At 58.0% G+C, this 25,069-nt stretch carries 25 protein-coding genes; 11 read left to right on the top strand and 14 right to left on the bottom strand.

From position 1 onward, the window contains the following. Positions 1 to 207 precede the first annotated feature (207 nt). A complete protein-coding gene (gene acrD, locus KB892_RS05730) occupies positions 208 to 3,321 on the top strand; it encodes a multidrug efflux RND transporter permease AcrD (protein ID WP_002913761.1) in 3,114 nt (1,037 codons plus the stop codon). Between the two features lie 127 nt (positions 3,322 to 3,448). Here acrD and ypfM read toward each other — a convergent pair whose 3' ends face one another. Further along, positions 3,449 to 3,508 (bottom strand): protein YpfM, encoded by a 60-nt coding sequence (gene ypfM, locus KB892_RS05725; RefSeq protein WP_100181659.1) that lies wholly within the window; start codon positions 3,506 to 3,508, stop codon positions 3,449 to 3,451. Between the two features lie 365 nt (positions 3,509 to 3,873). On the opposite strand from ypfM, the gene KB892_RS05720 reads away from it, so the two are divergent. From KB892_RS05720 to KB892_RS05710, 3 genes are read left to right on the top strand one after another with little or no spacing between them, the layout of a single operon-like run. Next, positions 3,874 to 4,227, top strand: coding sequence for an ArsC family reductase (locus KB892_RS05720; protein ID WP_002913764.1), 354 nt, complete (start codon positions 3,874 to 3,876; stop codon positions 4,225 to 4,227). Positions 4,228 to 4,230: 3 nt separating this feature from the next. After that, on the top strand, positions 4,231 to 5,358 hold the full coding sequence (dapE, locus tag KB892_RS05715; RefSeq protein WP_002913766.1) for a succinyl-diaminopimelate desuccinylase: 1,128 nt from the start codon (positions 4,231 to 4,233) through the stop codon (positions 5,356 to 5,358). 26 nt (positions 5,359 to 5,384) lie between these two features. Next, positions 5,385 to 5,588 (top strand): YpfN family protein, encoded by a 204-nt coding sequence (locus KB892_RS05710; RefSeq protein WP_002913768.1) that lies wholly within the window; start codon positions 5,385 to 5,387, stop codon positions 5,586 to 5,588. A gap of 48 nt (positions 5,589 to 5,636) precedes the next feature. Here the strand turns inward: KB892_RS05710 and ypfH are convergent, their stop codons facing one another. From ypfH to dapA, 6 genes are all read right to left on the bottom strand, one after another. Further along, entirely contained in the window at positions 5,637 to 6,332 is a 696-nt protein-coding gene (gene ypfH / locus KB892_RS05705; protein ID WP_002913770.1) for an esterase, read from the bottom strand. Positions 6,333 to 6,408: 76 nt separating this feature from the next. After that, a complete protein-coding gene (locus KB892_RS05700) occupies positions 6,409 to 8,412 on the bottom strand; it encodes a tRNA(Met) cytidine acetyltransferase TmcA (protein WP_004152006.1) in 2,004 nt (667 codons plus the stop codon). A 9-nt stretch (positions 8,413 to 8,421) separates the two neighbouring features. Next, positions 8,422 to 9,297 (bottom strand): KPN_02809 family neutral zinc metallopeptidase, encoded by an 876-nt coding sequence (locus KB892_RS05695; protein ID WP_002913800.1) that lies wholly within the window; start codon positions 9,295 to 9,297, stop codon positions 8,422 to 8,424. A gap of 119 nt (positions 9,298 to 9,416) precedes the next feature. After that, entirely contained in the window at positions 9,417 to 10,130 is a 714-nt protein-coding gene (purC, locus tag KB892_RS05690; RefSeq protein ID WP_002913801.1) for a phosphoribosylaminoimidazolesuccinocarboxamide synthase, read from the bottom strand. A gap of 215 nt (positions 10,131 to 10,345) precedes the next feature. Then, positions 10,346 to 11,380: an outer membrane protein assembly factor BamC gene (gene bamC, locus KB892_RS05685; RefSeq protein ID WP_002913802.1), complete on the bottom strand. Its 1,035-nt coding sequence runs from the start codon at positions 11,378 to 11,380 to the stop codon at positions 10,346 to 10,348. Positions 11,381 to 11,396: 16 nt separating this feature from the next. Next, positions 11,397 to 12,275, bottom strand: a complete 879-nt coding sequence (dapA, locus tag KB892_RS05680) for a 4-hydroxy-tetrahydrodipicolinate synthase (protein WP_002913803.1) — start codon at positions 12,273 to 12,275, stop codon at positions 11,397 to 11,399. Positions 12,276 to 12,428: 153 nt separating this feature from the next. On the opposite strand from dapA, the gene KB892_RS05675 reads away from it, so the two are divergent. Next, positions 12,429 to 12,995 (top strand): glycine cleavage system transcriptional repressor, encoded by a 567-nt coding sequence (locus KB892_RS05675; RefSeq protein ID WP_002913804.1) that lies wholly within the window; start codon positions 12,429 to 12,431, stop codon positions 12,993 to 12,995. Positions 12,996 to 12,998: 3 nt separating this feature from the next. Continuing rightward, a complete protein-coding gene (gene bcp / locus KB892_RS05670) occupies positions 12,999 to 13,469 on the top strand; it encodes a thioredoxin-dependent thiol peroxidase (RefSeq protein ID WP_002913805.1) in 471 nt (156 codons plus the stop codon). A gap of 61 nt (positions 13,470 to 13,530) precedes the next feature. Here bcp and KB892_RS05665 read toward each other — a convergent pair whose 3' ends face one another. Then, the gene (locus KB892_RS05665) at positions 13,531 to 14,592 is read right to left on the bottom strand and encodes an AI-2E family transporter (protein ID WP_002913806.1); all 1,062 of its coding nucleotides are present in this window, start codon (positions 14,590 to 14,592) and stop codon (positions 13,531 to 13,533) included. A 54-nt stretch (positions 14,593 to 14,646) separates the two neighbouring features. Further along, the gene (locus KB892_RS05660) at positions 14,647 to 14,763 is read right to left on the bottom strand and encodes a hypothetical protein (protein ID WP_004221267.1); all 117 of its coding nucleotides are present in this window, start codon (positions 14,761 to 14,763) and stop codon (positions 14,647 to 14,649) included. 51 nt (positions 14,764 to 14,814) lie between these two features. Here KB892_RS05660 and bepA point away from each other — a divergent pair, with 51 nt between their 5' ends. The 3 genes from bepA (at position 14,815) to KB892_RS05645 (ending at position 17,686) form a co-directional block, all read left to right on the top strand. Then, positions 14,815 to 16,278, top strand: coding sequence for a beta-barrel assembly-enhancing protease (gene bepA / locus KB892_RS05655; protein ID WP_002913807.1), 1,464 nt, complete (start codon positions 14,815 to 14,817; stop codon positions 16,276 to 16,278). Between the two features lie 9 nt (positions 16,279 to 16,287). Further along, positions 16,288 to 16,647 carry an arsenate reductase (glutaredoxin) gene (gene arsC / locus KB892_RS05650; RefSeq protein ID WP_002913810.1) on the top strand — a complete coding sequence of 120 codons (360 nt, stop codon included), beginning with the start codon at positions 16,288 to 16,290 and terminating at the stop codon, positions 16,645 to 16,647. Between the two features lie 127 nt (positions 16,648 to 16,774). Next, positions 16,775 to 17,686, top strand: coding sequence for an Rpn family recombination-promoting nuclease/putative transposase (locus KB892_RS05645; protein WP_002913812.1), 912 nt, complete (start codon positions 16,775 to 16,777; stop codon positions 17,684 to 17,686). Here KB892_RS05645 and KB892_RS05640 read toward each other — a convergent pair. From KB892_RS05640 to bglK, 5 genes are all read right to left on the bottom strand, one after another. Next, a complete protein-coding gene (locus tag KB892_RS05640; RefSeq protein WP_020947395.1) occupies positions 17,683 to 18,384 on the bottom strand; it encodes a DnaA inactivator Hda in 702 nt (233 codons plus the stop codon). The two genes, KB892_RS05645 and KB892_RS05640, sit on opposite strands and share 4 nt — an antisense overlap. Positions 18,385 to 18,482: 98 nt before the next feature. Next, on the bottom strand, positions 18,483 to 19,769 hold the full coding sequence (uraA, locus tag KB892_RS05635; protein WP_002913824.1) for a uracil permease: 1,287 nt from the start codon (positions 19,767 to 19,769) through the stop codon (positions 18,483 to 18,485). Positions 19,770 to 19,864: 95 nt separating this feature from the next. Continuing rightward, positions 19,865 to 20,491, bottom strand: a complete 627-nt coding sequence (upp, locus tag KB892_RS05630) for a uracil phosphoribosyltransferase (RefSeq protein WP_002913827.1) — start codon at positions 20,489 to 20,491, stop codon at positions 19,865 to 19,867. A gap of 217 nt (positions 20,492 to 20,708) precedes the next feature. After that, positions 20,709 to 22,142 carry a 6-phospho-beta-glucosidase gene (locus KB892_RS05625; protein ID WP_002913829.1) on the bottom strand — a complete coding sequence of 478 codons (1,434 nt, stop codon included), beginning with the start codon at positions 22,140 to 22,142 and terminating at the stop codon, positions 20,709 to 20,711. 9 nt (positions 22,143 to 22,151) lie between these two features. Then, positions 22,152 to 23,045, bottom strand: coding sequence for a beta-glucoside kinase BglK (bglK, locus tag KB892_RS05620; RefSeq protein ID WP_002913833.1), 894 nt, complete (start codon positions 23,043 to 23,045; stop codon positions 22,152 to 22,154). Positions 23,046 to 23,308: 263 nt separating this feature from the next. On the opposite strand from bglK, the gene purM reads away from it, so the two are divergent. Both purM and purN read left to right on the top strand, forming a co-directional pair. After that, positions 23,309 to 24,346, top strand: a complete 1,038-nt coding sequence (gene purM, locus KB892_RS05615; protein ID WP_002913836.1) for a phosphoribosylformylglycinamidine cyclo-ligase — start codon at positions 23,309 to 23,311, stop codon at positions 24,344 to 24,346. Next, the gene (purN, locus tag KB892_RS05610; RefSeq protein ID WP_004152007.1) at positions 24,343 to 24,984 is read left to right on the top strand and encodes a phosphoribosylglycinamide formyltransferase; all 642 of its coding nucleotides are present in this window, start codon (positions 24,343 to 24,345) and stop codon (positions 24,982 to 24,984) included. The genes purM and purN overlap by 4 nt, the downstream gene beginning before the upstream one ends. Positions 24,985 to 25,069: the final 85 nt, after the last annotated feature.

The following is a 25,069-nucleotide window of genomic DNA, read 5'->3' as shown; positions in this document are numbered from 1 at the left end:
GGCAAGGGATAATGCGCCGGTCTGCGGTGACGAAGCAGACTCGCTACCTGCTGGCAGGAAAGCTCGAGGTTTCTTTACGATACGGCAAAAGCAACATGATAAATTACACTATCTCCTTAATTTCTCCACGATTGCCGGAGAGGCTGGCGCTAAAGTGGCACAGGCTGTGCAATAACAAGAAAATGTGCATATGAGGTTTTTATTCTGATGGCGAATTTCTTTATCGATCGCCCCATTTTTGCATGGGTGCTGGCAATCCTGTTATGCCTGACGGGCGCCCTTGCCATTTTGTCGCTGCCGGTTGAACAGTATCCCGACCTCGCCCCGCCGAATGTGCGGATCACCGCCAACTATCCCGGCGCTTCCGCGCAAACCCTGGAGAATACCGTCACTCAGGTTATCGAACAGAATATGACCGGCCTCGATAACCTGATGTATATGTCCTCCCAGAGCAGCGCCACCGGCCAGGCGACGATCACCCTCAGCTTTACCGCCGGTACCGACCCGGATGAAGCCGTGCAGCAGGTTCAGAACCAGCTACAGTCGGCGATGCGTAAGCTGCCGCAGGCGGTGCAAAACCAGGGGGTGACGGTGCGCAAGACCGGTGATACCAATATCCTGACGCTCGCCTTCGTCTCCACTGACGGCAGTATGGATAAACAAGATATCGCCGACTACGTCGCCAGTAACATCCAGGACCCGCTCAGCCGCGTCAACGGCGTGGGGGATATCGACGCCTACGGTTCGCAATACTCAATGCGCATCTGGCTCGACCCGGCGAAGCTCAACAGCTACCAGATGACCACCAAGGATGTTACCGACGCCATCAGTTCGCAGAACGCCCAGATTGCCGTCGGCCAGCTTGGCGGGACGCCTTCGGTCGATAAGCAAGCGCTGAACGCCACCATCAACTCGCAATCTCTGCTGCAAACCCCGGAGCAGTTCCGCAATATCACTCTGCGCGTCAATCAGGATGGTTCAGAGGTGACGCTGGGCGATGTCGCCACCGTCGAGATGGGGGCGGAGAAGTACGACTATCTTAGCCGCTACAACCGCCAGCCGGCCTCAGGCCTCGGGATCAAGCTGGCTTCCGGCGCCAACGAAATGGCCACCGCGGAGCGCGTGATCAATCGCCTCAATGAGCTGGCGCAGTTTTTCCCCCACGGTCTGGAATATAAGGTCGCCTACGAGACCACCTCCTTCGTGAAGGCTTCCATCACCGACGTGGTGAAAACCCTGCTGGAGGCGATCCTGCTGGTCTTCCTCGTGATGTATCTGTTCCTGCAGAACTTCCGCGCCACCCTGATCCCGACCATCGCCGTGCCGGTGGTGCTGATGGGCACTTTCGCGGTGCTGTATGCCTGTGGCTACAGCATCAACACCCTGACGATGTTCGCGATGGTGTTGGCGATCGGCCTGCTGGTGGATGACGCCATCGTGGTGGTGGAGAACGTCGAGCGCATCATGAGCGAGGAGGGCCTGTCGCCACGCGAGGCGACCCGCAAATCGATGGGACAAATTCAGGGCGCGCTGGTGGGGATCGCGATGGTGCTGTCGGCGGTATTTGTGCCGATGGCCTTCTTCGGCGGCACCACCGGCGCCATCTATCGCCAGTTCTCAATCACTATCGTCGCGGCGATGGTCCTCTCGGTGCTGGTGGCCATGATCCTCACCCCTGCCCTTTGCGCCACGCTGCTTAAGCCTGTTAAGCCAGGTGAATCCCATGAAAGAACAGGCTTCTTCGGCTGGTTCAACCGCACCTTCAACCGCAGCGCCAGCCGCTACGAAACCTTCGTCGGCAAAATACTGCACCGCTCGCTGCGCTGGATGCTGATCTACGTCCTCCTGCTCGGCGGGATGGTGTTCCTGTTTCTGCATTTGCCGACCTCGTTCCTGCCGCTGGAGGATCGCGGGATGTTCACCACCTCGGTCCAGTTGCCGAGCGGCAGCACCCAGCAGCAGACGCTGAAGGTGGTGCAGAAGGCGGAAGATTACTTCCTCAATAACGAGAAGCAGAACGTCGAGTCGGTGTTCGCTACCGTTGGCTCCGGCCCCGGCGGCAATGGGCAGAACGTGGCCCGCATGTTCGTTCGTCTCAAAGACTGGGACCAGCGCGACCCGCAAACCGGCACCTCCTTTGCCATTATTGAACGCGCCACCAAAGCGTTTAATCAGATTAACGAAGCGCGGGTTATCGCCAGCAGCCCGCCGGCGATCAGCGGCCTCGGCAGTTCGGCAGGCTTCGATATGGAGCTGGAGGATCATGCCGGGAAGGGGCACGATGCGCTGATGGCGGCGCGCGATACGCTACTTGAGCTGGCCGGGAAAAATCCGCTGTTGACCCGCGTCCGGCATAACGGGCTCGATGACAGTCCGCAGCTGCAGGTCGATATCGATCAGCGTAAAGCGCAGGCGCTGGGCGTCTCCATTGACGACATCAACGATACGCTGCAAACCGCGTGGGGGTCGAGCTACGTCAACGACTTTATGGATCGCGGCCGGGTAAAGAAAGTCTACGTCCAGGCGGCGGCGAAATACCGGATGCTGCCTGACGATATCAATCTTTGGTACGTGCGCAACAGCAGCGGCACGATGGTGCCATTCTCGGCCTTCGCCACCTCGCGCTGGGAGACCGGCTCGCCGCGGCTGGAGCGCTACAATGGCTACTCAGCGGTGGAGATCGTCGGTGAGGCGGCGCCGGGTATCAGTACCGGTACCGCGATGGACATGATGGAGAAGCTGGCCGCGCAGTTACCCACCGGCTTTGGCCTCGAATGGACCGCCATGTCCTACCAGGAACGCCTCTCTGGCGCTCAGGCGCCGGCCCTGTACGCGATTTCTCTGCTGGTGGTGTTCCTGTGCCTGGCGGCGCTGTACGAGAGCTGGTCAGTGCCGTTCTCGGTGATGCTGGTGGTGCCGCTGGGGGTGATTGGCGCCCTGCTGGCGACCTGGATGCGCGGGCTGGAGAATGACGTGTACTTCCAGGTGGGTCTGTTGACGGTGATCGGCCTGTCGGCGAAAAACGCCATTCTGATCGTCGAGTTCGCCAATGAGCTCAACGAGAAGGGCCAGGATCTGCTCAGCGCCACGCTGTCGGCTTGCCGTCAGCGCCTGCGCCCCATCCTGATGACCTCGCTGGCGTTCATCTTCGGCGTGCTGCCGATGGCGACCAGCACCGGCGCCGGTTCCGGCAGCCAGCATGCGGTCGGCACCGGAGTGATGGGCGGGATGATCTCCGCCACCGTGCTGGCGATCTTTTTCGTGCCGCTGTTCTTTGTGCTGGTGCGTCGCCGTTTTCCGCTAAAGGAGCGTCCGCAATAAACCGACGAGCTTCGGCGGCGAGGCGTAATAACAGAAAAGGCGACCACGGTGGTCGCCTTCTTTATGTGTTCAGAACCCTAGCGCGCTTATTTACTTCGCGTTATTCCCCTGCTCACATTGCGGAAATTTATTTACGAAGCATGCCTTCAATAAAGTCTTTCCAGTTCCCCAGTTCATGTTCAATCATAATAGCCTCTCTTATTATTATGGTCGATTCTATATAACTTCATTACCGATGGGAAGTTGTGCTCCCCTATTGCTCTGATTGTCTTATGGACCGCTGACAGAGATAAAACCTCTGGTTGTCGCTACTATGCCGCTTCGTATGTAAACATAATGTGACGTAGAGCAACCTCAGACAACATTTTTGCAATAATGTTAAAGCCCTCACATCATGCCCACAGGTGGCCAACATTTAACCACCCGATATATCGAATGAGATCCCCGGTAAAAAGTTATATTTATTCATCTGAATCACGTATTATTTCAGTAAGACTTATATATTCGGAAATATCTGAGTTAACCGCTTAATTGAATGTAAAAGGTTTATCTATGCTCACCATGTACGGAATTAAAAACTGCGATACCATTAAAAAAGCCCGCCGCTGGCTGGAAGCGCATCAGATTGAGTATCGCTTCCATGATTACCGCGCCGATGGCCTTGAGCGCGCGCAACTGGATACCTTTATTGCCGAGCTGGGCTGGCAGGCGCTGCTGAACACCCGTGGCACCACCTGGCGCAAACTCGACGAGTCGCTGCGCAATAGCATCGATAATGCCGACGCCGCTGCCGCATTGATGCTGGAAATGCCGGCAATTATCAAACGCCCATTGCTCTGCGCGCCCGGTCGTCCTATGCTGCTGGGTTTTAGTGAAGCAAGTTATCAGCAGTTTAACGAGGTATAGTCTATGTCTTGCCCGGTCATTGAGCTGGCTCAGCAGCTTATTCGCCGCCCTTCCCTTAGCCCCGATGATGCGGGATGCCAGGCGTTAATGATTGAACGCCTGCGTGCGATCGGCTTTACCGTTGAACCGATGGATTTCGGCGATACGCAGAATTTCTGGGCCTGGCGCGGCCACGGCGAGACGCTGGCCTTCGCCGGCCACACCGACGTAGTCCCGGCAGGCGACGCCGACCGCTGGATCAATCCCCCGTTCGAACCGACCATCCGCGACGGGATGCTGTTTGGCCGCGGAGCGGCGGATATGAAAGGCTCGCTGGCGGCGATGGTGGTTGCCGCAGAGCGTTTTGTCGCGCAGTACCCGAACCACAGGGGCCGACTGGCGTTTTTGATCACCTCTGATGAAGAGGCCAGCGCCAAAAACGGCACCGTCAAAGTGGTGGAGACGCTGATGGCGCGTAACGAGCGTCTGGACTATTGTCTGGTCGGCGAACCTTCCAGTACCGAAGTGGTCGGCGATGTGGTGAAAAACGGCCGCCGCGGCTCGCTGACCTGCAACCTGACTATTCACGGCGTGCAGGGCCATGTCGCCTATCCGCACCTTGCCGATAACCCTGTCCACCGCGCGGCGCCGATGCTGGCGGAACTGGTCAATATCGAGTGGGATAAAGGCAATGAGTTCTTCCCGCCGACCAGCATGCAGATCGCCAACGTGCAGTCCGGCACCGGCAGCAATAACGTGATCCCCGGCGATATGTTCGTCCAGTTCAACTTCCGCTTCAGTACGGAGCTGACGGACGAGATGATCAAATCCCGGGTGATCGCCCTGCTGGAAAAATACCAGCTGCGTTACAGCGTGGAGTGGTGGCTCTCCGGCCAGCCGTTCCTCACCGGACGGGGCAAGCTGGTGGATGCGGTCGTCAACGCGATTGAGCACTATAATGAGATCAAACCGCAGCTGTTAACCAACGGCGGCACCTCAGACGGACGGTTTATCGCGCGCATGGGGGCGCAGGTGGTTGAGCTGGGCCCCGTAAATGCAACGATTCACAAAATTAATGAATGTGTGAACGCCGCCGACCTGCAGCTGCTGGCGCGGATGTATCAACGCGTCATGGAACAGCTGGTCGCCTGACGAATTGACGTAAAGAGGAAGCGCGCATGGAATGGCTTATTAAACACTGGTGGATTCTGGTGCTGGTCTTTTTGGTGGGGGTAATTATCAACGTGATTAAAGATCTGAATCGCGTTGACCACAAAAAATTCCTCAACAACAAACCCGATCTGCCGCCGCACCGTGATTTTAACGATAAATGGGACGATGACGACGACTGGCCGAAGCACGACCAGTCGAAGAAACCGTAAGTTTGCCTTTATCGCGGTACCGCCCGCCTGTAACCCCGCTCTCCGGGGTTACAGCATTTCGATGATATCATCCCCTTTTGGCGTACTGCCGCTCAGCGCCTCATCAAAATAGTGCTTCGGCACGGTATAACGCAGACGCTCGATCGCCAACTGCATACTGCGATCGTCAATGGCATGCCCGAGATCGTCGACAATATCTAAGGTCACGTCGCCGCCCGCCTGCTGTAACGCCTCCTCGGCCGACACCGCCCACGCCAGGTCGATAACCCGATCTTCACCCCCGTGGATCAGGTGAATGGTAGTGGCCGTCGTTGCCGTCTCCGGCAGCGTCGCATAGCGGCCATTAAAGGCGATGACCCGCGAAGCCAGATCCGGCGCCGCTTTGATACTCTCCAGCGACATAATCGCCCCCTGAGAGAAACCGATCAGCGCGGTGGCCAGTGGACTGACGCCGCTCTTTTCCTGCCAGTAGCGTACAATTTCAATAAAGGTCGGCATAATGGCGTCGATGCGCTGCTGACGATTCTCTTCCGTCACCCCCTGCAGCGAAAACCACTGCCGACCGTTGGGGCCGCAAGGTTCCACCCCGCCAATGCTGACGATCAGCGCATCAGGAAACTGCGGTGCGAACCAGCTGCCGATTTGCCCCATGGAGACCGGGTTATCCCCTACGCCATGAAACAGCAGCAACAGCTGTTGCGCAGGCGTCGCAGGACTTTGAACAATAAAATGATCGTGTTTCATGGCTGTCTCCTTAGTGTTTGCGGGCAGTGTACGCCGCTCGCCAGATATGACCATGCCATTTAACTGAATGAGTTAGTTAAAAAAATTGCAGATGCGCCACCTGCTGACGCAGCGCATCAGCGCGCGCTGCATCAAGGGAGCGCAAGGCGTCAGCGGCCTCCCGACGCCATCTCGCCTGCAAGGCTTTTCGCCCCGTCAGCTGCAGCACGGCGCAGAGTGCGGCCTCCTCTTTGCCCTGCAGTCGTCCCCGCAGGGCCGGCAACGGCATGTCGGCCTGCATCAGCAGGCGGTTGAGGCAGCCCAGCGCCGCAGCCAGCGGGCGGTGGGCGAAGGCAAAGCTCGCCGCTTCCAGCCAGTCCTCATCACTAAGCATAGCGTCTGCGACGGCCGGCAGCGGCGCGGATTCCTCTCGCCACGGGCGAAGCCAGTATTCATCGCGCTGCAGCCGCTGCGCCTCCCGCTGCGCCAGCTGGCGCCCTGCCGCGGTCAACGGATAGAGGGCCATCGCCGTATAGCAGCCGCTGCTGGCCTCGCGATGGGTACCCAGCCGTACGAGGGTAAACCCGCAGCGTTGCCAGAAGCGCCACAGCTCAGCGGTATAGCCGAAGCTGACGGAGAGATAGTCATAGCCAGCGGCATCGGCGGCGATATCGGCGATCATCTTCCGCCCGAGGCCTTCCCGCTGGCGGGTGGGATGGACAGCGATCCGACTGACCCGCAGCCCGCGCAGCGTCGCCGCCAGGGGACTGCCGCCGTGCGCCGCCAGCGACTGGGCGACCAGATTCCCGCGCGGCCGGCGAAAACCCGCCCATACCGCCCGGCTAAGTTCGGGAGAAAGTCCCCCCTCGGCCACCAGCCACAGGGCGCCCGCCACCGCGCCGCCGGCGCGAGCGCAGCGGAAAGCCTGGCCCGGAGCATCCATCATGCGCCGCAGATCGAGCGGGGAAGTTCGGTAATGCGCCCCGGACAATAGCTGGTACATCGCCTCCGGTAGCGCTGGCTGCGTTTGCCAGCAGGACTGATTGACCGCCTCCAGGGCTATCTCCCCCATCGGCGCGTCGCGAAATGCCTCATCGTTAAAGATAAGCAACTGACTGATGGCTGACTCCAGCGGACAGCCCGCCGCCCAGCGGATCGGGGCGCTCAGGGTGAACGATTGCAGATGGGGCAGACTGGCGCAAAATTTCAGCAGGAACCCGCGACCGGTGCCCTCGTACCCTTGCACCGTCGTGGTGAGTAGCGTGCGGGGAAAACGGCTCACCAGCTGCCGGAGAAGCGGAGCCGGGATAGCCGCGGCCTCATCGACTATCAGCCACGCCGCCTTTTCTTTCGACGCCAGCAGCGCATCGGGCGCCATAAAGCGCAACGTCTCCCCGGCAAAGCTGGCCAGCACCTCGACAGCGCTACGCGTTGGGGCGGTGACGATGGCCTCGCCCCCAAGCTGGCGCAAGAGCATGCCCGCCAGCGCGGACTTCCCCCGTCCACGCTCCGCCGTCACCGCCGCGATACCGGGCGGCAGGCGTATCAGTTGCTCAAGGATTGCCGCCTGCTCGGCCTGCGGGCGGCCATCGGCGGGATGCCAGTCTGGACGCGGGGCGGCCAGCGGGAAACGTGGCCGGTCCGACTGCCGCCAGAGCAACACCTCCGGATCGGCGATAAACTGCCGACAGCAGCGGTGAACAAAGTTAGGGGTAACGATAGGGTCAGGCGTATCGCTCCAGCGCAGAGAGTCCTCATCCGCCCGGGTCGGCCAGTCGGCGAAGGGGGGCGTCAGCAGCACCAGCCAGCTTCCCGCCCGCAGCGTGCCGCTCAGGGCCGCCATGGCGGCCACATCAAACCCGCGCCGGGCATCGAAAAAGGCGTGCATCACTTCCCGCCCCAGCAGCGTTTTCAGCGCGCCGGGCGCCACGCAGGGCGCAGAACCCGGCTCGGGGCCAACCCACAGGCCATCGCCGCCGAGCCTCTCCCGTAGCGCCTGCGCCTGCTGCAGCGTCCAGCTCTCATCGCCGCTGAGCACCAGCAGGCGACGGATCCCCTCCCGCGCCATTTGCGCGGTGAGGTTAAGCAGCGCGTCCATCATGGGGGACGATTACAGCGCGCTGCCGAAGGTATTGCACTGCGCCGGATCGCCGCTATCGAAACCGCGTTTGAACCAGGTGTAGCGCTGTTTCGAGGTGCCGTGGGTAAAACTGTCCGGCACCACGCGTCCCTGGCTCTGCTGCTGTAGACGATCGTCGCCGATGGCCTCGGCGGCGTTCAGCGCCTCCTGCAGATCGCCAGTTTCCAGAATATCCTGCTGCTGCATATTATGACCCCAGACGCCGGCGAAGCAGTCTGCCTGCAGCTCCATCTTAACCGACAGGCGGTTGGCTTCGGCCTGCGTGGCATGCTGCTGTTGCTGGCGGACCTTCGGCTCAATGCCCAGCAGTTTTTGTACGTGATGACCCACTTCATGAGCAATGACGTACCCCTGGGCAAAGTCGCCGTCGGCGCCCAGTTTATTTTTCATCTCATCGTAGAATGACAGGTCAATATAGACCGTACTGTCGGCAGGACAATAGAAGGGGCCCATCACCGACTGACCGGTGCCGCAGCCGGTACGGGTCGCGCCGCGGTAGAGCACCAGCTTTGGCTGCGGGTACTGGCGGCCCATCTTTTCAAAGATCGGCCCCCAGGTATCTTCGGTGGTAGCCAGAATGACGGAAGTAAACTTCGCCGCTTCATCGTCTTTCGGACTGATGGAGCGCTGCGTGGAGGTCTGCTGCTGCGGCATCGGTTCGCCGGTCAACATGCCGGTCAAATCCACGCCGTAGTAGCCCGCCACCAGCACAATAATCAGCAGTACAATGCCGCCCTTCCCGCTCGGCAGACGGAAGCCGCCGCCCCCGCCGCCGCCAAACGGCGAGCCTGATTGTCCACGTCGATCTTCAACATTGTCGCTTTCGCGACGCCCTTGCCAGCGCATAAGCACCTCATTCCCTGTTATGTATCAATAGCAGAGATCGTAGGCGGTTCAGCGCAGGATTACCACAGGAAACAGCAAGAGACGCCAGAAGATGAGGCCATCTTCTGGCGGCGGGCGGGTTAGTCGAGCTTAACGCCCAGGCGGTGAGCCACTTCTTCGTAGGCTTCGATCAGGCCGCCAAGGCTCTGGCGGAAGCGGTCTTTGTCCATTTTATCGAGGGTGTTTTTATCCCACAGGCGGCTGCCGTCCGGCGAAAACTCGTCGCCCAGCACCACTTCGCCTTTGAACAGACCAAACTCCAGCTTAAAGTCCACCAGAATCAGACCGGCGTCATCGAACAGTTTTTTCAGCACGTCGTTGGCTTTGTAGGTCAGCTCGCGCATCCGCGCCAGATTCTCTTTACTCACCCAGCCGAAGGTTTCGCAGTAGGAGTCGTTGACCATCGGATCGTGCATAGCATCGTTTTTCAGGAACAGGTCGAACAGCGGCGGATTCAGCTCGATACCTTCTTCAATGCCTAAACGTTTTACCAGCGAGCCTGCCGCACGGTTACGCACCACGCACTCTACCGGCACCATATCCAGTTTTTTCACCAGACATTCGGTATCGGAGAGCAGCGCTTCCATCTGGGTAGGGATGCCCGCTTCTGCCAGTTTACTCATAATGAAATGGTTGAATTTGTTGTTCACCATGCCTTTACGATCGAACTGCTCGATGCGCGCGCCATCACCTGCTGACGTATCGTTACGGAATTCCAGTACCAGCAGGTCCGGATTATCGGTGCTGTATACTGTCTTCGCCTTACCACGATACAACTCAGCTTGCTTTTTCATCTTTCACTACTCCAGTGATATTGAGCCAAAAAATGACGTGTCGGTCTTACATAACATCCTGCAACGGGCGTTGGAGCGGATGCTGTACGCTTGCGGGGCGAACTGCAGTCAGGCGACTGGAGCAGCCTTAACGCGGCGATTTACAGGATTATATGGCCACGCACACGTTTGCGTCACTATATATTAAAAGGGCCGGATTGCTCCAGCCCTTTTGATTACTTGTTAAATGCGGCCTGGAATACGGCTACCAGGGCGTCATTTTGCGACTGCGTCAGGGTGTGGCCTTTCGGGTCGATAAACTGCAGGCTACTGCGGTTATCGAGGTCGCCGACCTGCAGTTTGTAGTCGCCGGAGACCAGCTGCGGGTCACGTGCGCCCAGCTCCTGCCAGCTGCTGTCAGACAGCGGCTTATAGGTCAGCGCCATGCTGCCCTGAGAGCGCGTGCTGTCGGTCACTTTCATCCCCACTTTCTCGAGGGCGCCAGGCAGACGCTGCCACACCAGGTTAAACGGCGCGCGAACTACGAGCATCGGCAGGCCGGTATCGTCGGCGGCGCTCTGCACGTCGAAGGTGGCCCCCGCGCTGCGCTGGGCGGCGTTCTGGGCGCTGGTGGCATTCATGTCAAGGCCTTCCGAAATGACGTTCAGCATAGCGGTGCTGTAGCGCTGCAGAGACGCCGGATCGGCAACCGGTTTACCCGCCTGCTCCAGATTCACCAGCTTAACGACCACCGCTTGCTGATAACCCTGCGGTTTGACGGAGATTTGATAACGACCGCGATACTGCTGATCTTCATCAAGACGGTTCCACTCAACCCAGTCGGTGTTCAGCGTCTGGCTCGCATCATCGCGCTTGGCGATAACGTAGTTCTTCGACTGAAGAATACTGGTGACCTGTGCCCACAGCGAACCGCTGCGGCCGTTCTCGACCATCAGCGTCGCGGTATCGCCGTTAAACTGGGTCCGCGCACCGCTCACCAGCGCCAGCGGCTGCGCCGGCGGACGAATGTCCAGCGCTTTACCGACCGCGCCGGTGCTGTTAGCCACCGGAATATTGTAATCACCCACCTGAATCGGCAGGATCATCCCCGCCGGCGCATGAAGTTCGCTCAACGGTGATGCCTGTAAATAGGCCTCATCACCGCTCACCTGACGCTTATAGCGCGAGTCAGAACTACAGGCCGCGAGGAGTAGAACCAGCGAAACACCCGCAACCTTCGCCAGGCGCGACTTCTGTACTGAGTAAGCCATCAAATCTCCCTAAACTTTACAGCAAACCGGCATGCTTCAGCGCGGCAGTGACGGCTTCACGACCATGATCGGTGATAGGCGTCATCGGCAAGCGCAGCGTATCGGTCGCCACAAGACCCAACGCCTTGCATCCCCATTTCACCGGGATAGGATTGGGTTCGACAAATAATTTTGTATGCAGTGGCATCAGACGCTGGTTAATCGCACGAGCTTCGGCAAATTGACCCGCCAGCGCCAGACGGCACATGTCGGCCATTTCGCGCGCCGCCACGTTGGCCGTGACAGAAATCACGCCTACGCCGCCGAGCTGCATGAAGTCCATACCGGTCGCATCGTCACCGCTCAGCAGAATAAAGTCGTCTGAAACCAGCTCTTTGATCTGGTGAACGCGACTTAAGTTCCCTGTTGCTTCCTTAATACCGACAATATTTTTAATTTCCGCCAGACGGCCAACGGTTTCCGGCAACATATCGCAACCGGTACGGGACGGCACATTATACAGAATTTGCGGCAGGTCAGTATGTTCGGCGATAGCTTTAAAGTGCTGGAACAGGCCTTCCTGGGTCGGACGGTTATAATAAGGAGTGACCGTCAGGCAGCCAACAACACCGCTATCGTTAAAACGTTTGGTCAGGCTAATCGCCTCTGCGGTTGCATTGGCTCCCGTTCCAGCGATAACCGGAATACGCCCGTCGGCCAGCTCCAGCGTCATCATCACCACGTCGCCATGCTCTTCATGGCTCAGCGTTGCGGATTCACCGGTAGTCCCTACCGAAACGATCGCCGAGGTTCCGTTGGCGACATGGTAATCAATCAGTTTTTTCAGGCTTGTCCGGCAGACATTACCGTTTTCATCCATCGGCGTGACAAGCGCTACAATACTTCCCGTGAACATGGGCCATCCTCAGAGCAGAAGTGCGACAAGATTCTCAATGTTACGTTTGGAGCTGTAATAAAAGCAAGAGACCCGACGCCATCAGGGATGTTGTATGGCGGTTTTTTTTATGCTTTCCTAATGTTACCTCACCTTTTTAAAGGAAGAACAGGTTTGACAGCCTCATTACAACACTATCTGGTTATTACCGCCCTGGGGGCTGACCGTCCCGGCATCGTGAATACGATCACTCGCCACGTCAGCAGCTGCGGTTGTAATATCGAAGACAGCCGGCTGGCCATGCTCGGTGATGAGTTTACGTTTATCATGCTGCTTTCCGGGTCGTGGAATGCGATTAACCTGATCGAATCAACTCTGCCGCTGAAAGGCGCGGAGCTGGAGCTGTTGATCGTGATGAAACGCACCACTGCGCGCCCGCCGCAGGCCATGCCAAACACCGTTTGGGTCCAGGTTGAGGTGCCGGACTCACCGCATATCATCGAGCGCTTTACTGCCCTGTGCGATACATGGAATATGAATATTGCGGAGCTGGTGTCCCGCACGCAGCCGGGAGACGGCGATTCCGCGCAGCTTTTTATCCAGATAACTGCCCACAGTCCTGCGACGCAAAATGCAGCAAATATCGAACAAGCGTTCAAAGCCCTATGTACAGAACTGAACGCACAAGGCAGTATTAACATCGTTAATTATTCACAGCATGATGAACAGGATGGAGTTTAACCCATGACCCCACTGAAAGCCGGTGATATCGCACCGAAATTTAGCTTACCGGACCAGGACGGCGAGGAAGTAAATTTAACCGACTTCCAGGGACAACGTGTCCTGGTTTATTTTTACCCGAAAGCCATGACCCCGGGCTGCACCGTCCAGGCGTGCGGCTTGCGCGATAATATGGACGACCTGAAAAAAGCCGGCGTTGAAGTGCTGGGCATCAGCACTGATAAACCGGAAAAACTCTCCCGTTTCGCCGAAAAAGAGCTGCTGAACTTTACGCTGCTGTCTGATGAAAACCATCAGGTTTGCGAGCAGTTTGGCGTCTGGGGCGAAAAATCCTTTATGGGGAAAACCTACGACGGGATCCACCGGATTAGTTTCCTCATTGATGCCGATGGCAAAATCGAACACGTCTTTGATGATTTTAAAACCAGCAATCACCACGACGTGGTGCTGAACTGGCTGAAAGAAAACGCCTGATGCAAAGCAAGACGCCGGGAGAGGAAGCCCTCGCCCGGCGTCTTTTTTTATTCTCATTGCCTTAGTCGTCGACCGCCAAACCATCCGGCCAGGCATGCACCACTGCTTTAATCAGCGTGGCCAGCGGAATGGCGAAGAAGACGCCCCAGAATCCCCACAGTCCGCCAAAGATCACCACCGACAGGATAATTACCAGCGGGTGTAAATTGACCGCTTCCGAGAATAGCACCGGAACCAGCAGGTTACCGTCCAGCCCCTGAATAATCAGATAGACCGCAAACAGGCTCCAGAACTCGGTGCCAGCGCCAAACTGAAACAGCGCCACCCCCACCACCGGAATGGTCACCACAAACGCGCCGATATAGGGGATCAGCACCGAGAAGCCCACCAGCACCGCCAGCAGCAACGAGTAGTTGAGGCCAAAGAGAATAAAGCCTATCCAGGTGGCGACGCTGACGACAATCATCTCCAGCACCTTGCCGCGAATGTAGTTGGTGATCTGCTGGTTCATCTCTTTCCACACCTGCCCGGCAAGCCCGCGATTGCGCGGCAGAACGCGGCGCACCGCGTTGAGCATCTGCTCTTTATCCTTCAGCAGGAAGAAGACCATCAGCGGCACCAGCACCAGATAGACCGCCAGGGTGAGTAACCCCACCAGCGAGGCCAGAGAGTACTTAACCACCGAGTCGCCCACCGTCAGCATCCGGGTGCGCATATTTTCCGCCATCGCATCGATAATGCCGGCATCCATTAACGCCGGATAGCGCCGCGGCAGCGTGGCGGCGAAATCAGAGAGCTTATTTAGCATGCCCGGCATATCGCGGATGAGGTAGATCCCTTGCTGCCAGGCTACCGGCAGCACCACAAAGGCCAGCAACAGCAGGATGCCCACAAAGAGGATCAGCACCAGCGAGGTGGCCCAGGTGCGCGACAGACCGATGCGCTCCAGACGAACGGTCGGCCACTCCAGCAGATAGGCCAGCACGATAGCCACCAGCAACGGGGCCAGCAGGCCGCTGAAAAAGAACATAATGCCGAAACCGGCAAGCAAAATAACCAGCAGCGCTATCGCCTCAGGGTCGCTGAATCGACGGCGGTACCACTGCATTAACATCTCAAGCATAAAACCTTCCCTGAAGGGCCAAGCGGCGACAATCCGGGGAATTGTATCGAAATGTCACAAAAAAGACTTCGCTTTTTGATGCGCCGCAGTCAAACCGTTCTCCGCCATGAAGAACATATTTTCAAGGCGGCCAACGCCAGCTAAACTCGCTGGGATGCGGCCAGGGAACATTACGCCGCACAATCGGTCAAACTGGCACACCCACATTACAGGACAGAGGTTATGTTCAGGCAGTTGAAGAAAACGCTGGTGGCGACCGCGATCGCGTCGCTGACGCTGGGTTCGATAGGTCCTGCTTTTGCTGACTCCGCAGATACCCTGCCGGACATGGGAACCTCCGCAGGAAGCACGCTGTCAATCGGTCAGGAAATGCAGATGGGGGATTACTACGTCCGCCAACTGCGCGGTAGCGCGCCGCTGATCAACGACCCTCTGCTGGTGCAATATATCAACGGGCTGGGTATGCGTCTGGTGGCTCACGCCAACTCGGTGCGTACCCCGTTCCACTTCTATTTGATTAATAACGACCAGATCAACGCCTTCGCCTTCTTCGGCGGCAATGTGGTCCTCCACTCCGCCCTGTTCCGCTACTCTGATAACGAGAGCGAACTGGCCTCTGTCATGGCGCACGAAATCTCCCACGTGACGCAGCGGCATCTCGCCCGCGCGATGGAAGATCAGAAGCGCAACGCGCCGCTGACCTGGGTCGGCGCGCTGGGTTCAATTTTGCTGGCGATGGCCAGCCCGCAGGCCGGAATGGCGGCCCTGACCGGGACGCTGGCCGGTACTCAGCAGGGTATGATCAGCTTCACCCGCCAGAACGAAGAAGAAGCCGACCGGATTGGCATTCAGGTTCTGCAGCGCTCGGGTTTCGACCCGCAGGCTATGCCGATGTTTATGGGTAAACTGCTTGACGAGTCGCGCTACTCGACGCGACCGCCGGAAATGTTGCTCACCCACCCCCTGCCGGAAAGCCGACTGGCCGATGCCCGTAACCGCGCCAACCAGATGCGCCCGGTGGTGGTACAGTCCTCGGCGGACTTCTATCTGGCGAAGGCGCGTACCCTCGGGATGTACACCAACGGCGACAACAAGCTGGGCACCGATCTGCTGAACGCCTGGGATAAAGGCAATATCCGCCAACAGCATGCCGCCCAGTATGGTCGCGCTCTGCTGGCGATGGAAAGCAATAACTTTGACCAGGCACGCAAAACGCTGCAGCCGCTGCTCAACGCCGACCCGCAAAATGCCTGGTATCTCGATCTGGCCACCGATATCGACCTCGGACAGAAGAAAACCAGCGACGCCATCAATCGCCTTAAAAACGCCCGCGAGCTGCGTACTAATCCGGTGCTGCAGCTGAACCTGGCCAACGCCCTGCTGCAGGGCGGGCAGCCCGGGGAAGCGGCGACCATTCTGAACCGGTATACCTTTACCTATAAAGAGGATGGCAACGGCTGGGACCTGCTGGCCCAGGCGGAAGGCGCGCTGGGCAATCGCGATCAGGAGCTGGCGGCGCGGGCTGAAAGCATGGCGCTGGTCGGCCAGCTGGAGCAGGCGATTTCCCTGCTCAGCAGCGCCAGCTCGCAGGTGAAACTCGGTAGCCTGCAGCAGGCACGTTACGATGCCCGTATCGATCAGCTACGCGATCTGCAGGCTCGCTTCCGTCCCTATCAAAAAATGTAAGGAGACCCCATGACCGACGCGGTAAAAATTTACCATAACCCACGCTGCTCCAAGAGCCGCGAAACGCTGAGCCTGCTGCAGAGCCGCGGCATCGATCCTGAGGTGGTGCTTTATCTTGAGACGCCACCGGATGCCGGGACGCTGCGCCAGCTGCTGCAGCTGCTGGGTATGGAGAGCCCCCGCGAGCTCATGCGCCAGAAAGAGGATCTGTATAAATCGCTCAATCTGGCCGACCCGGCTCTCAGCAACGCGGCGCTGATACAGGCGATGGTCGACAATCCGAAACTCATCGAGCGCCCTATCGTCGTCAGCCGCGGCCAGGCGCGTATTGGCCGCCCGCCGGAACAGGTTCTTGAGATCGTAAGCTAACTCACCCGCGCCGCGCTTGCGCGGCGCTTTTTTTACGTGGGCGATTCCAGATCTTTCACGCCAATATCTCCCGCCCGCCGGACGGTGCTACTGTTCATCCATCGCTCAATCCACTGGACGGATGAACATGAAAAAGCCGACCTCCACGCCCCATGACGCCGTGTTTAAGACCTACCTCTCCCATCCCGATACCGCCCGTGATTTCCTGCAGCTGTATCTGCCCGAGACGCTGCTTAAAGTGTGCGATCTGCGTACACTGCATCTCGAGTCCGGGCATTTTGTCGAAGACGATCTGCGTCCCTTTTACGCCGACATTTTGTATTCCCTGAAAACCACGGCGGGCGACGGTTATATTTATGCGCTTATCGAACACCAGAGCACGCCCGACCGGCATATGGCCTTTCGTCTGATGCGCTACGCCATCGCCGCCATGCAGCGCCATCTCGATGCCGGCCACGATCGCCTGCCGCTGGTGATCCCTGTTCTCTTCTACCACGGTCTGGTGAGCCCCTATCCGTTCTCTCTGCGCTGGCTCGATGAATTCGTCGCTCCGGAGCTGGCCGGCCACCTTTATCACGGGGCGTTTCCGCTGGCGGACATAACCGTCATTCCGGATGACGAGATTGCCACCCACCAGCGCATGGCAACGCTGGAGTTACTGCAAAAACATATTCGACAACGCGATCTGGCGCAGCTCCTCGACAAGCTGAGCGAATTATTATTGACTGGACTGGCGACGGAATCGCAGGTACAAGCCCTGATGCACTATCTGGTACAGGCAGGCAACACGCGCGAGCCGATTAAATTCATTCGCGAGCTGGCGTTACGTACGCCGCAGCATAAGGAGACGTTGATGACGATTGCGGAATATCTGGAACAACAGGGGCTGGAGCGGGGCCTGGCGCAAGGCCGTCAGGAAGGACGGAAAGAAGAGGCGCAGCGCATCGCTGTCGCTATGCTGCACAGCGGCCTTCCGCGCGACCTGGTCGCCCGGTTGACCGGGCTGACGGAGCAGGAGCTGACTCCCCTGGCGGACTAAAGCTTAAGGATCTCTTTCACGAAGGGGATCGTCAGCTTGCGCTGAGCGGTAATCGAGGCATGATCCAGCTGATCGAGGGTCATAAACAGCGAACGCATCTCGCGATCCAGCCGCTTCAGCAGGAAGCGGCACACATCTTCAGGCATCTCGAAGCCGCGCAGTCTGGCGCGCAGCTGCAGCGCCTGCAGTTTGTCTTCATCCGACAGCGGCTGCAGCTTATAGATCTGCCCCCAGTCCAGCCGTGAGGCCAGATCCGGCAGGCCAAGATTCAGCTGCCGCGGCGGCCGATCGCCGGTGATCAGCAGCCGGGTTTTGCCTGATTCCAGGATCCGGTTATAGAGATTAAAGATGGCCATCTCCCAGGGCTCATCGCCGGCGACGCACTCGATGTTATCGATGCACACCAGCGCCAGCTGTTCCATCCCCTCCAGCACCTCGGGCACAAACCACGTCCGTTTATCCAGCGGCACGTAGCCTACCGCATCCCCGCGCTGGGAAAGCTCCGCGCAGGCGGCGTGTAACAGGTGGCTACGACCTGCCCCTTCACGTGACCAGATATAAATGTACCCGCTGTGTTCCTGGCGCAGTACGTTCTGGAGGGCGGCAAGTAGGGAAGGATTATCACCCGGCCAGAAACTCGCGAAGGTTTCGTCGTCAGGAAGATACAGTGGCAAAGAGAGCTGTGCCGGTGCGTTCAGATGGACCTCAACATAGGCTTACAGAAAAACGCGAAGAGTTTACCACAGATTTAGGTCAGGAGAGAACCGGGCGGGATCGCCGCCCGGTCAGGCGATCGTTATTTAAACTCTTCGCTATCCGCCGCGTCGAGGACCACCTCTTCCGGACGCAGGACGCTGATAAGCTTGAAAATCAGGCTGAGGGCGATGCCCACGATAGTCGCCAGCGCCATCCCTTTCAGCTCGGCGGCGCCAATGTGCACTTTAGCGCCGCTAACGCCGATGATCAGGATCACGGAGGTGAGGATCAGATTCTGCGCTTTACTGTAATCCACCTTCGATTCAATCAGTACGCGGATCCCCGAGGCGCCGATCACCCCGTACAGCAGCAGGGAAACGCCGCCCATCACCGGCACCGGGATGATCTGGATAGCCGCCGCCAGTTTGCCGACGCAGGAGAGCAGAATCGCAATGATCGCCGCGCCGCCGATTACCCAGGTGCTGTAGACCCGGGTAATCGCCATCACGCCGATATTTTCACCGTAGGTAGTGTTGGGCGTCGAACCGAAGAAGCCGGAAACGATCGTCGACAGGCCGTTGGCAAACATCGAACGATGCAGGCCCGGGTCGCGGATCAGATCGCGCTTAACGATATTGGCGGTCACCACCAGATGCCCCACGTGCTCGGCAATCACCACCAGCGCGGCGGGCAGTATGGTGAAGATAGCAAACCACTCAAAGCGCGGAGTGTAGAAAGTCGGCAGCGCGAACCAGTGCGCCTCGGCGATCGGGGTGGTATCGACCACGCCCATCACAAACGACAGCGCATAGCCCACCAGCACGCCGATCAGGATCGGAATAATCGCCAGGAAGCCGCGGAACAGCACGGATCCGAACACCGTCACCGCCAGGGTCACCATCGAGATAATAATGGTTTTACTGTCCGGTGACTGGCCGTCGGCCGGCAGCAGCCCGGCCATATTAGCCGCCACGCCCGCCAGTTCGAGGCCGATAACCGCCACGATGGCGCCCATCGCCGCCGGCGGGAACATCACATCCAGCCAGCCGGTACCGGCTTTTTTGACAATAAAGGAGACGAGGCAGAACAGCACGCCGCACATAATAAAGCCGCCCAGCGCCACTTCGTAGCCCAGCGGCAACAGCAGCAGCACCGGGGAGATAAAAGCGAAGCTTGATCCCAGATAAGCGGGAATTTTGCCTTTACAGATAAAGAGGTACAACAGCGTACCGATGCCGTTGAACAGCAGGACGGTGGCCGGGTTAATGTGGAACAGAATAGGCACCAGTACCGTTGCGCCAAACATGGCGAACAGATGTTGCAAACTAAGCGGGATTGTCTGTAAAAGCGGCGGTCTTTCACTCACCCCGATGGCACGGCGCGTCATAGTGTATTCCTCTGAGAGTCGTCTGTTATTTGCTGTGGATTACTTTTATTCAAAAAAAAGCCGACTCTCAAAGTCGGCTTTTTTCGCGGTATATTTTATTTCGTTCCAAAAATCTTGTCGCCGGCATCGCCGAGACCGGGAATGATATACCCGTGCTCGTTCAGTCCCTTATCGACAGAGGCGGTGTACAGCTCAACGTCCGGGTGGGCTTTCTCCAGCGCGGCAATCCCTTCCGGTGCCGCCACCAGCACCAGCACCTTGATGCTGGTGCAGCCGGCGTTTTTCAGCAGATCGATAGTGGCGATCATCGACCCACCGGTGGCCAGCATCGGGTCAACGACCAGCGCCATACGTTCATCGATGTTAGACACCAGTTTCTGGAAGTAAGGCACCGGCTCGAGGGTTTCTTCATTGCGATAGATACCGACTACGCTGATACGCGCGCTTGGCACGTGCTCCAGCACCCCTTCCATCATGCCGAGGCCAGCGCGCAGGATAGGCACAACGGTAATTTTCTTGCCCTTGATCTGCTCGACTTCCACCGGACCGTTCCAGCCTTCAATAGTGACTTTCTCAGTCTCCAGATCGGCGGTGGCTTCATAAGTCAGTAAGCTGCCCACTTCTGAGGCGAGTTCACGGAAGCGTTTGGTGCTGATGTCGTGCTCGCGCATCAGGCCCAGCTTGTGTTTGACGAGTGGGTGTTTGACTTCCACAATCTTCATTCTCTTTCTCCTCTGAGGGGCAGCCACAAAAAAAATCGCGGGATTATACCGCTTTTTGCGGATTGTGCCATACCCATCTTGCTTGACGTATATCAAGCAAAGTGATTTAGAGACAAAAAAACCGGAGGCGAGGCTCCGGCTTGGGTGCGGGGTGCAGTCCATACGCTTACGCGGGCCTACGTGTATTGTAGGTCGGTTAAGCGTTAGCGCCACCCGACTACGACAGCTTCTCCCCGTTGCTGGCAATTACCTGCTGATACCAGGCAAAGGACTTTTTCCGGCTGCGTGCCAACGTGCCATTGCCTTCATTATCTTTATCGACATAAATAAAGCCGTAGCGTTTTTTCATTTCCCCCGTGCCGGCGGAAACCAGATCGATACAGCCCCAGGGGGTGTAGCCCATCAGATCGACGCCATCCTCGACCACCGCCTTTTTCATCTCCGCGATATGGGCGGAGAGATAATCGATACGATACTGGTCATTGACGCTGCCGTCCGCTTCGCGGACATCAATCGCGCCAAAGCCGTTTTCGACAATAAACAGCGGCAGCTGGTAGTGATCCCAGAACCAGTTCAGCGAATAGCGCAGGCCGACCGGGTCAATCTGCCAGCCCCAGTCCGACTTTTTGACGTACGGGTTGGAGACCAGGCTGGTGGTTTCATCATAATCAAGCAAGGGGTTGTCTTCGGTGGCTTTGGTAGCGAACGACATATAGTAGCTAAAGCCAATGTAGTCGACACAGCCCTCGGTTAACGCCTGACGATCGGCTTCGGTGATATCCAGAGTAAAGCCGCGGCGGGCAAAATAGTTGAGCAGATGCTGCGGATAGCGACCGCGCACGTGGACGTCGGTAAACCAGTAACGGCGGTGCATGGCGTTCATCGCCATCATCATATCGTCCGGGGCGCAGGTCAGCGGATAGATGGGGCACATAGCGATCATGCAGCCAATCTGCAGCGCCGGGTTGATCTCGCGCGCCGCTTTCACCGCCAGGGCGCTGGCCACCAGCTCATAGTGCGCGGCCTGGTACATCACCGGTTCCCGGTCTTCATCCGGCAAATATTTCAAACCGGAGTTGGTGAAGGGGGCAAAGTCCTCATGGAAGTTGGCCTGGTTGTTGATCTCGTTAAAGGTCATCCAGTACTTCACTTTATGTTGATAGCGGGTGAAGACGACCCTGGCAAAGCGCACGAAAAAGTCGATTAGCTTGCGGTTGCGCCAGCCGCCGTACTCGGTGACCAGGTGATAAGGCATTTCAAAATGCGACAGCGTAATGACTGGCTCAATGCCGTGTTTCAGGCATTCGTCGAACAGATCATCATAAAACTGCAGGCCAGCCTCGTTGGGCTCCAGCTCATCGCCCTGCGGGAAAATACGCGTCCAGGCAATCGAGGTGCGAAAACATTTGAAGCCCATCTCGGCAAACAGCGCCAGGTCCTGTGGATAACGATGATAAAAATCGATCGCCTCATGGTTCGGGTAGTTTTTCCCGGCCACCACGCCGTCGGTAATTTCCCGCGGCACGCCGTGGGCGCCGGCGGTCATCACATCCGCCACGCTGATCCCCTTGCCGCCCTCCTGCCAGCCGCCCTCTAACTGATGCGCTGCGACCGCGCCGCCCCACAGAAAACCTGCTTTAAATCCGGACATAGTCTCTCCCTAATGTCGATCGTCGTCTGGCGAACGATACAGCTGATTAAAATGGTAAACCGCACCAATCAGGCCGGCATCGTTACCGTGACTGACGGTATCGAGATAGTCGGCAATGCCGAACCAGGCCAGATGCTGGCGCAGTAGCGTCAGAAATCCTGGGCGTTCCACAACGCCGCCACCGATAAAAATGGTCTGCGGATCGAAGATATGGACGAGGTTATAAAGGCCATGGCCCAGGCCATTGAAGAACTCGGCGACCAGACGCTGACAAACCGGGTCGCCGGCGTCATAGCGGTCGAAAATCAGTTCGCCTGTCACGCTATCCAGCGGCGCGCCAATATGTTGCGCATAGCGATGGCGCAGCACCCGCAGAGTGCAGTTCTCATTCATTGAATAGCGACGAGGATCGCGTCCGCCGGGACGGTCGGTAAGCATATAGCCGAATTCGCCGGCACGAAAACGCGCCCCGTTGATCAGCTGGTGTTGGCAGAAAATCGCCCCACCGATGCCAGTACCGATAGTGAGCACCAGAAAATTGGCCATCTCCGCCGCTTTGCCCTGCCAGCGCTCGGCCAGCAGCACACAGTTGGCGTCGTTTTCCACCGAGACCGGCAGCCCGGTTCGCGTCTCGAGCCACGATTTCATGGCGAAGTTATCAAATCGACGGATAGCGCCGCCCATGGTGATAAGACCGCTGTGCGGATCGATATAGCCCGGCGCGCTGATGGCTATTCCTTCACACGACGGATGGGCCGCCAGCCACGACAGCATTGCCTGTAAGATCCGATCGCCATCGCTGTCATTGATTGACTGCCTGGCGGTTTCCAGCAGCCTGCCGTCGCGGGCCATCACGCCCATCTTTAACGCGGTGCCACCGATATCAAATGCCGCAATCTTCATTCATCCCTCTCCTGACCCGCGTCAATCACCGACAAAATGCGTGGCAAACCAACACGGAAACCGGTTTCAGTCGTATAATGAGGATTCCTTTACGTAGAGGCAAGCACCAGACTGTACCCGGTTTCATTTTCGTGAGCAGTATCAAATTTAACCATTCATCAGCGGTTTTACGCCAACTGTAAAGCAGGCTCGCAAACGTTTGCTTTCCCTGTTAGAATTGCGCCGATTTTTCTTGCTTACCGCAAACGCGTGGAGACTTCGCAGTGACCGATAAAACCTCTCTCAGCTATAAAGATGCCGGCGTGGATATTGATGCAGGCAACGCTCTCGTCGACCGTATTAAGGGCGTGGTGAAGAAAACCCGTCGCCCGGAAGTGATGGGGGGACTGGGCGGATTCGGCGCGCTGTGCGCACTGCCGCAGAAATACCGCGAGCCGGTACTGGTCTCCGGCACCGACGGCGTCGGTACCAAGCTGCGTCTGGCAATGGATCTGAAGCGTCACGACACCATCGGTATCGACCTGGTCGCCATGTGCGTGAACGACCTGGTGGTTCAGGGCGCTGAGCCGCTGTTTTTCCTGGATTATTACGCCACCGGTAAACTGGACGTCGATACCGCAGCCAGCGTCATCAACGGCATCGCCGAAGGCTGCCTGCAGTCCGGTTGCGCGCTGGTCGGTGGTGAAACCGCAGAGATGCCCGGGATGTACCACGGCGAAGATTACGACGTGGCGGGTTTCTGCGTCGGGGTAGTGGAAAAATCAGAAATCATCGACGGCAGCAAAGTGACCGATGGCGACGTGCTGGTGGCGCTGGCGTCCAGCGGCCCGCACTCTAACGGCTATTCGCTGGTGCGTAAGATCATTGAGGTTAGCGGCGTTGACCCACAAACTACCGACCTTGACGGTAAACCGCTGGCCGACCATCTGCTGGCGCCAACCCGCATCTATGTGAAATCGGTGCTTGATCTGATCGCCAGCGTTGACGTCCACGCTATTGCCCACCTGACCGGCGGCGGCTTCTGGGAAAACATTCCGCGCGTGCTGCCGGATAACACCCAGGCGATCATCGATGAGTCCTCCTGGCAGTGGCCATCCGTCTTCAACTGGCTGCAAACCGCCGGTAACGTCAGCCAGCATGAAATGTACCGTACCTTTAACTGCGGCGTAGGGATGATTATCGCCCTGCCGGCAGCGGAAGCGGACAAAGCGATTGCCCTGCTGAATGACAAAGGTGAAAACGCGTGGAAAATCGGGTATATCAAAGCCTCCGATTCCGAACAGCGTGTGGTCATTGCATGAAAAACATCGTGGTGCTGATTTCCGGTAGCGGCAGCAATTTGCAGGCGATCATCGACGCCTGCGGCCGGAAACAGATAAACGGCACCCTGCGTGCGGTATTCAGTAACAAGGCTGATGCGTTCGGCCTTGAGCGCGCGCGCCTGGCCGGCATCCCGGCCCATGCGCTGGCGCAAAGTCAGTTTGCCGACCGGGAAGCGTTCGATCGTCAGCTGATGCATGAAATCGACGCCTACGCCCCGGATCTGGTGGTGCTGGCAGGCTATATGCGTATCCTTAGCCCGGCGTTCGTCAGCCACTATCAGGGACGTCTGCTGAACATCCATCCCTCGCTACTGCCGAAGTATCCTGGCCTGCATACTCATCGTCAGGTGCTGGAGAACGGTGACGAGGAGCACGGTACCTCGGTGCACTTCGTCACCGATGAGCTGGACGGTGGGCCGGTTATCCTGCAGGCCAAGGTGCCGGTCTTCGTTGGCGACAGCGAGGAGGAAATCACGGCGCGGGTTCAGGCCCAGGAACATGCCATTTATCCGCTGGTCATCAGCTGGTTCGTCGATGGACGTCTGCGCATGGCAGGCAACCACGCCTGGCTGGATGAGCGACAGCTTCCCCCGCAGGGCTATGCCGCCGACGAATGAACAACCAGCCCCGCATGAGCACATCGCGGGGCTTTTTTTTAATTAAAAGTGTTTACTAATCAAACATCTCACAGAAATAATTCTT

The sequence above is a fragment of the Klebsiella sp. P1927 genome (assembly GCF_018204675.1).
GTDB lineage: Bacteria > Pseudomonadota > Gammaproteobacteria > Enterobacterales > Enterobacteriaceae > Klebsiella > Klebsiella pneumoniae.
Note: the sequence above shows the minus strand (reverse complement) of the source record. Positions and strands in the feature narration are given on the sequence as shown.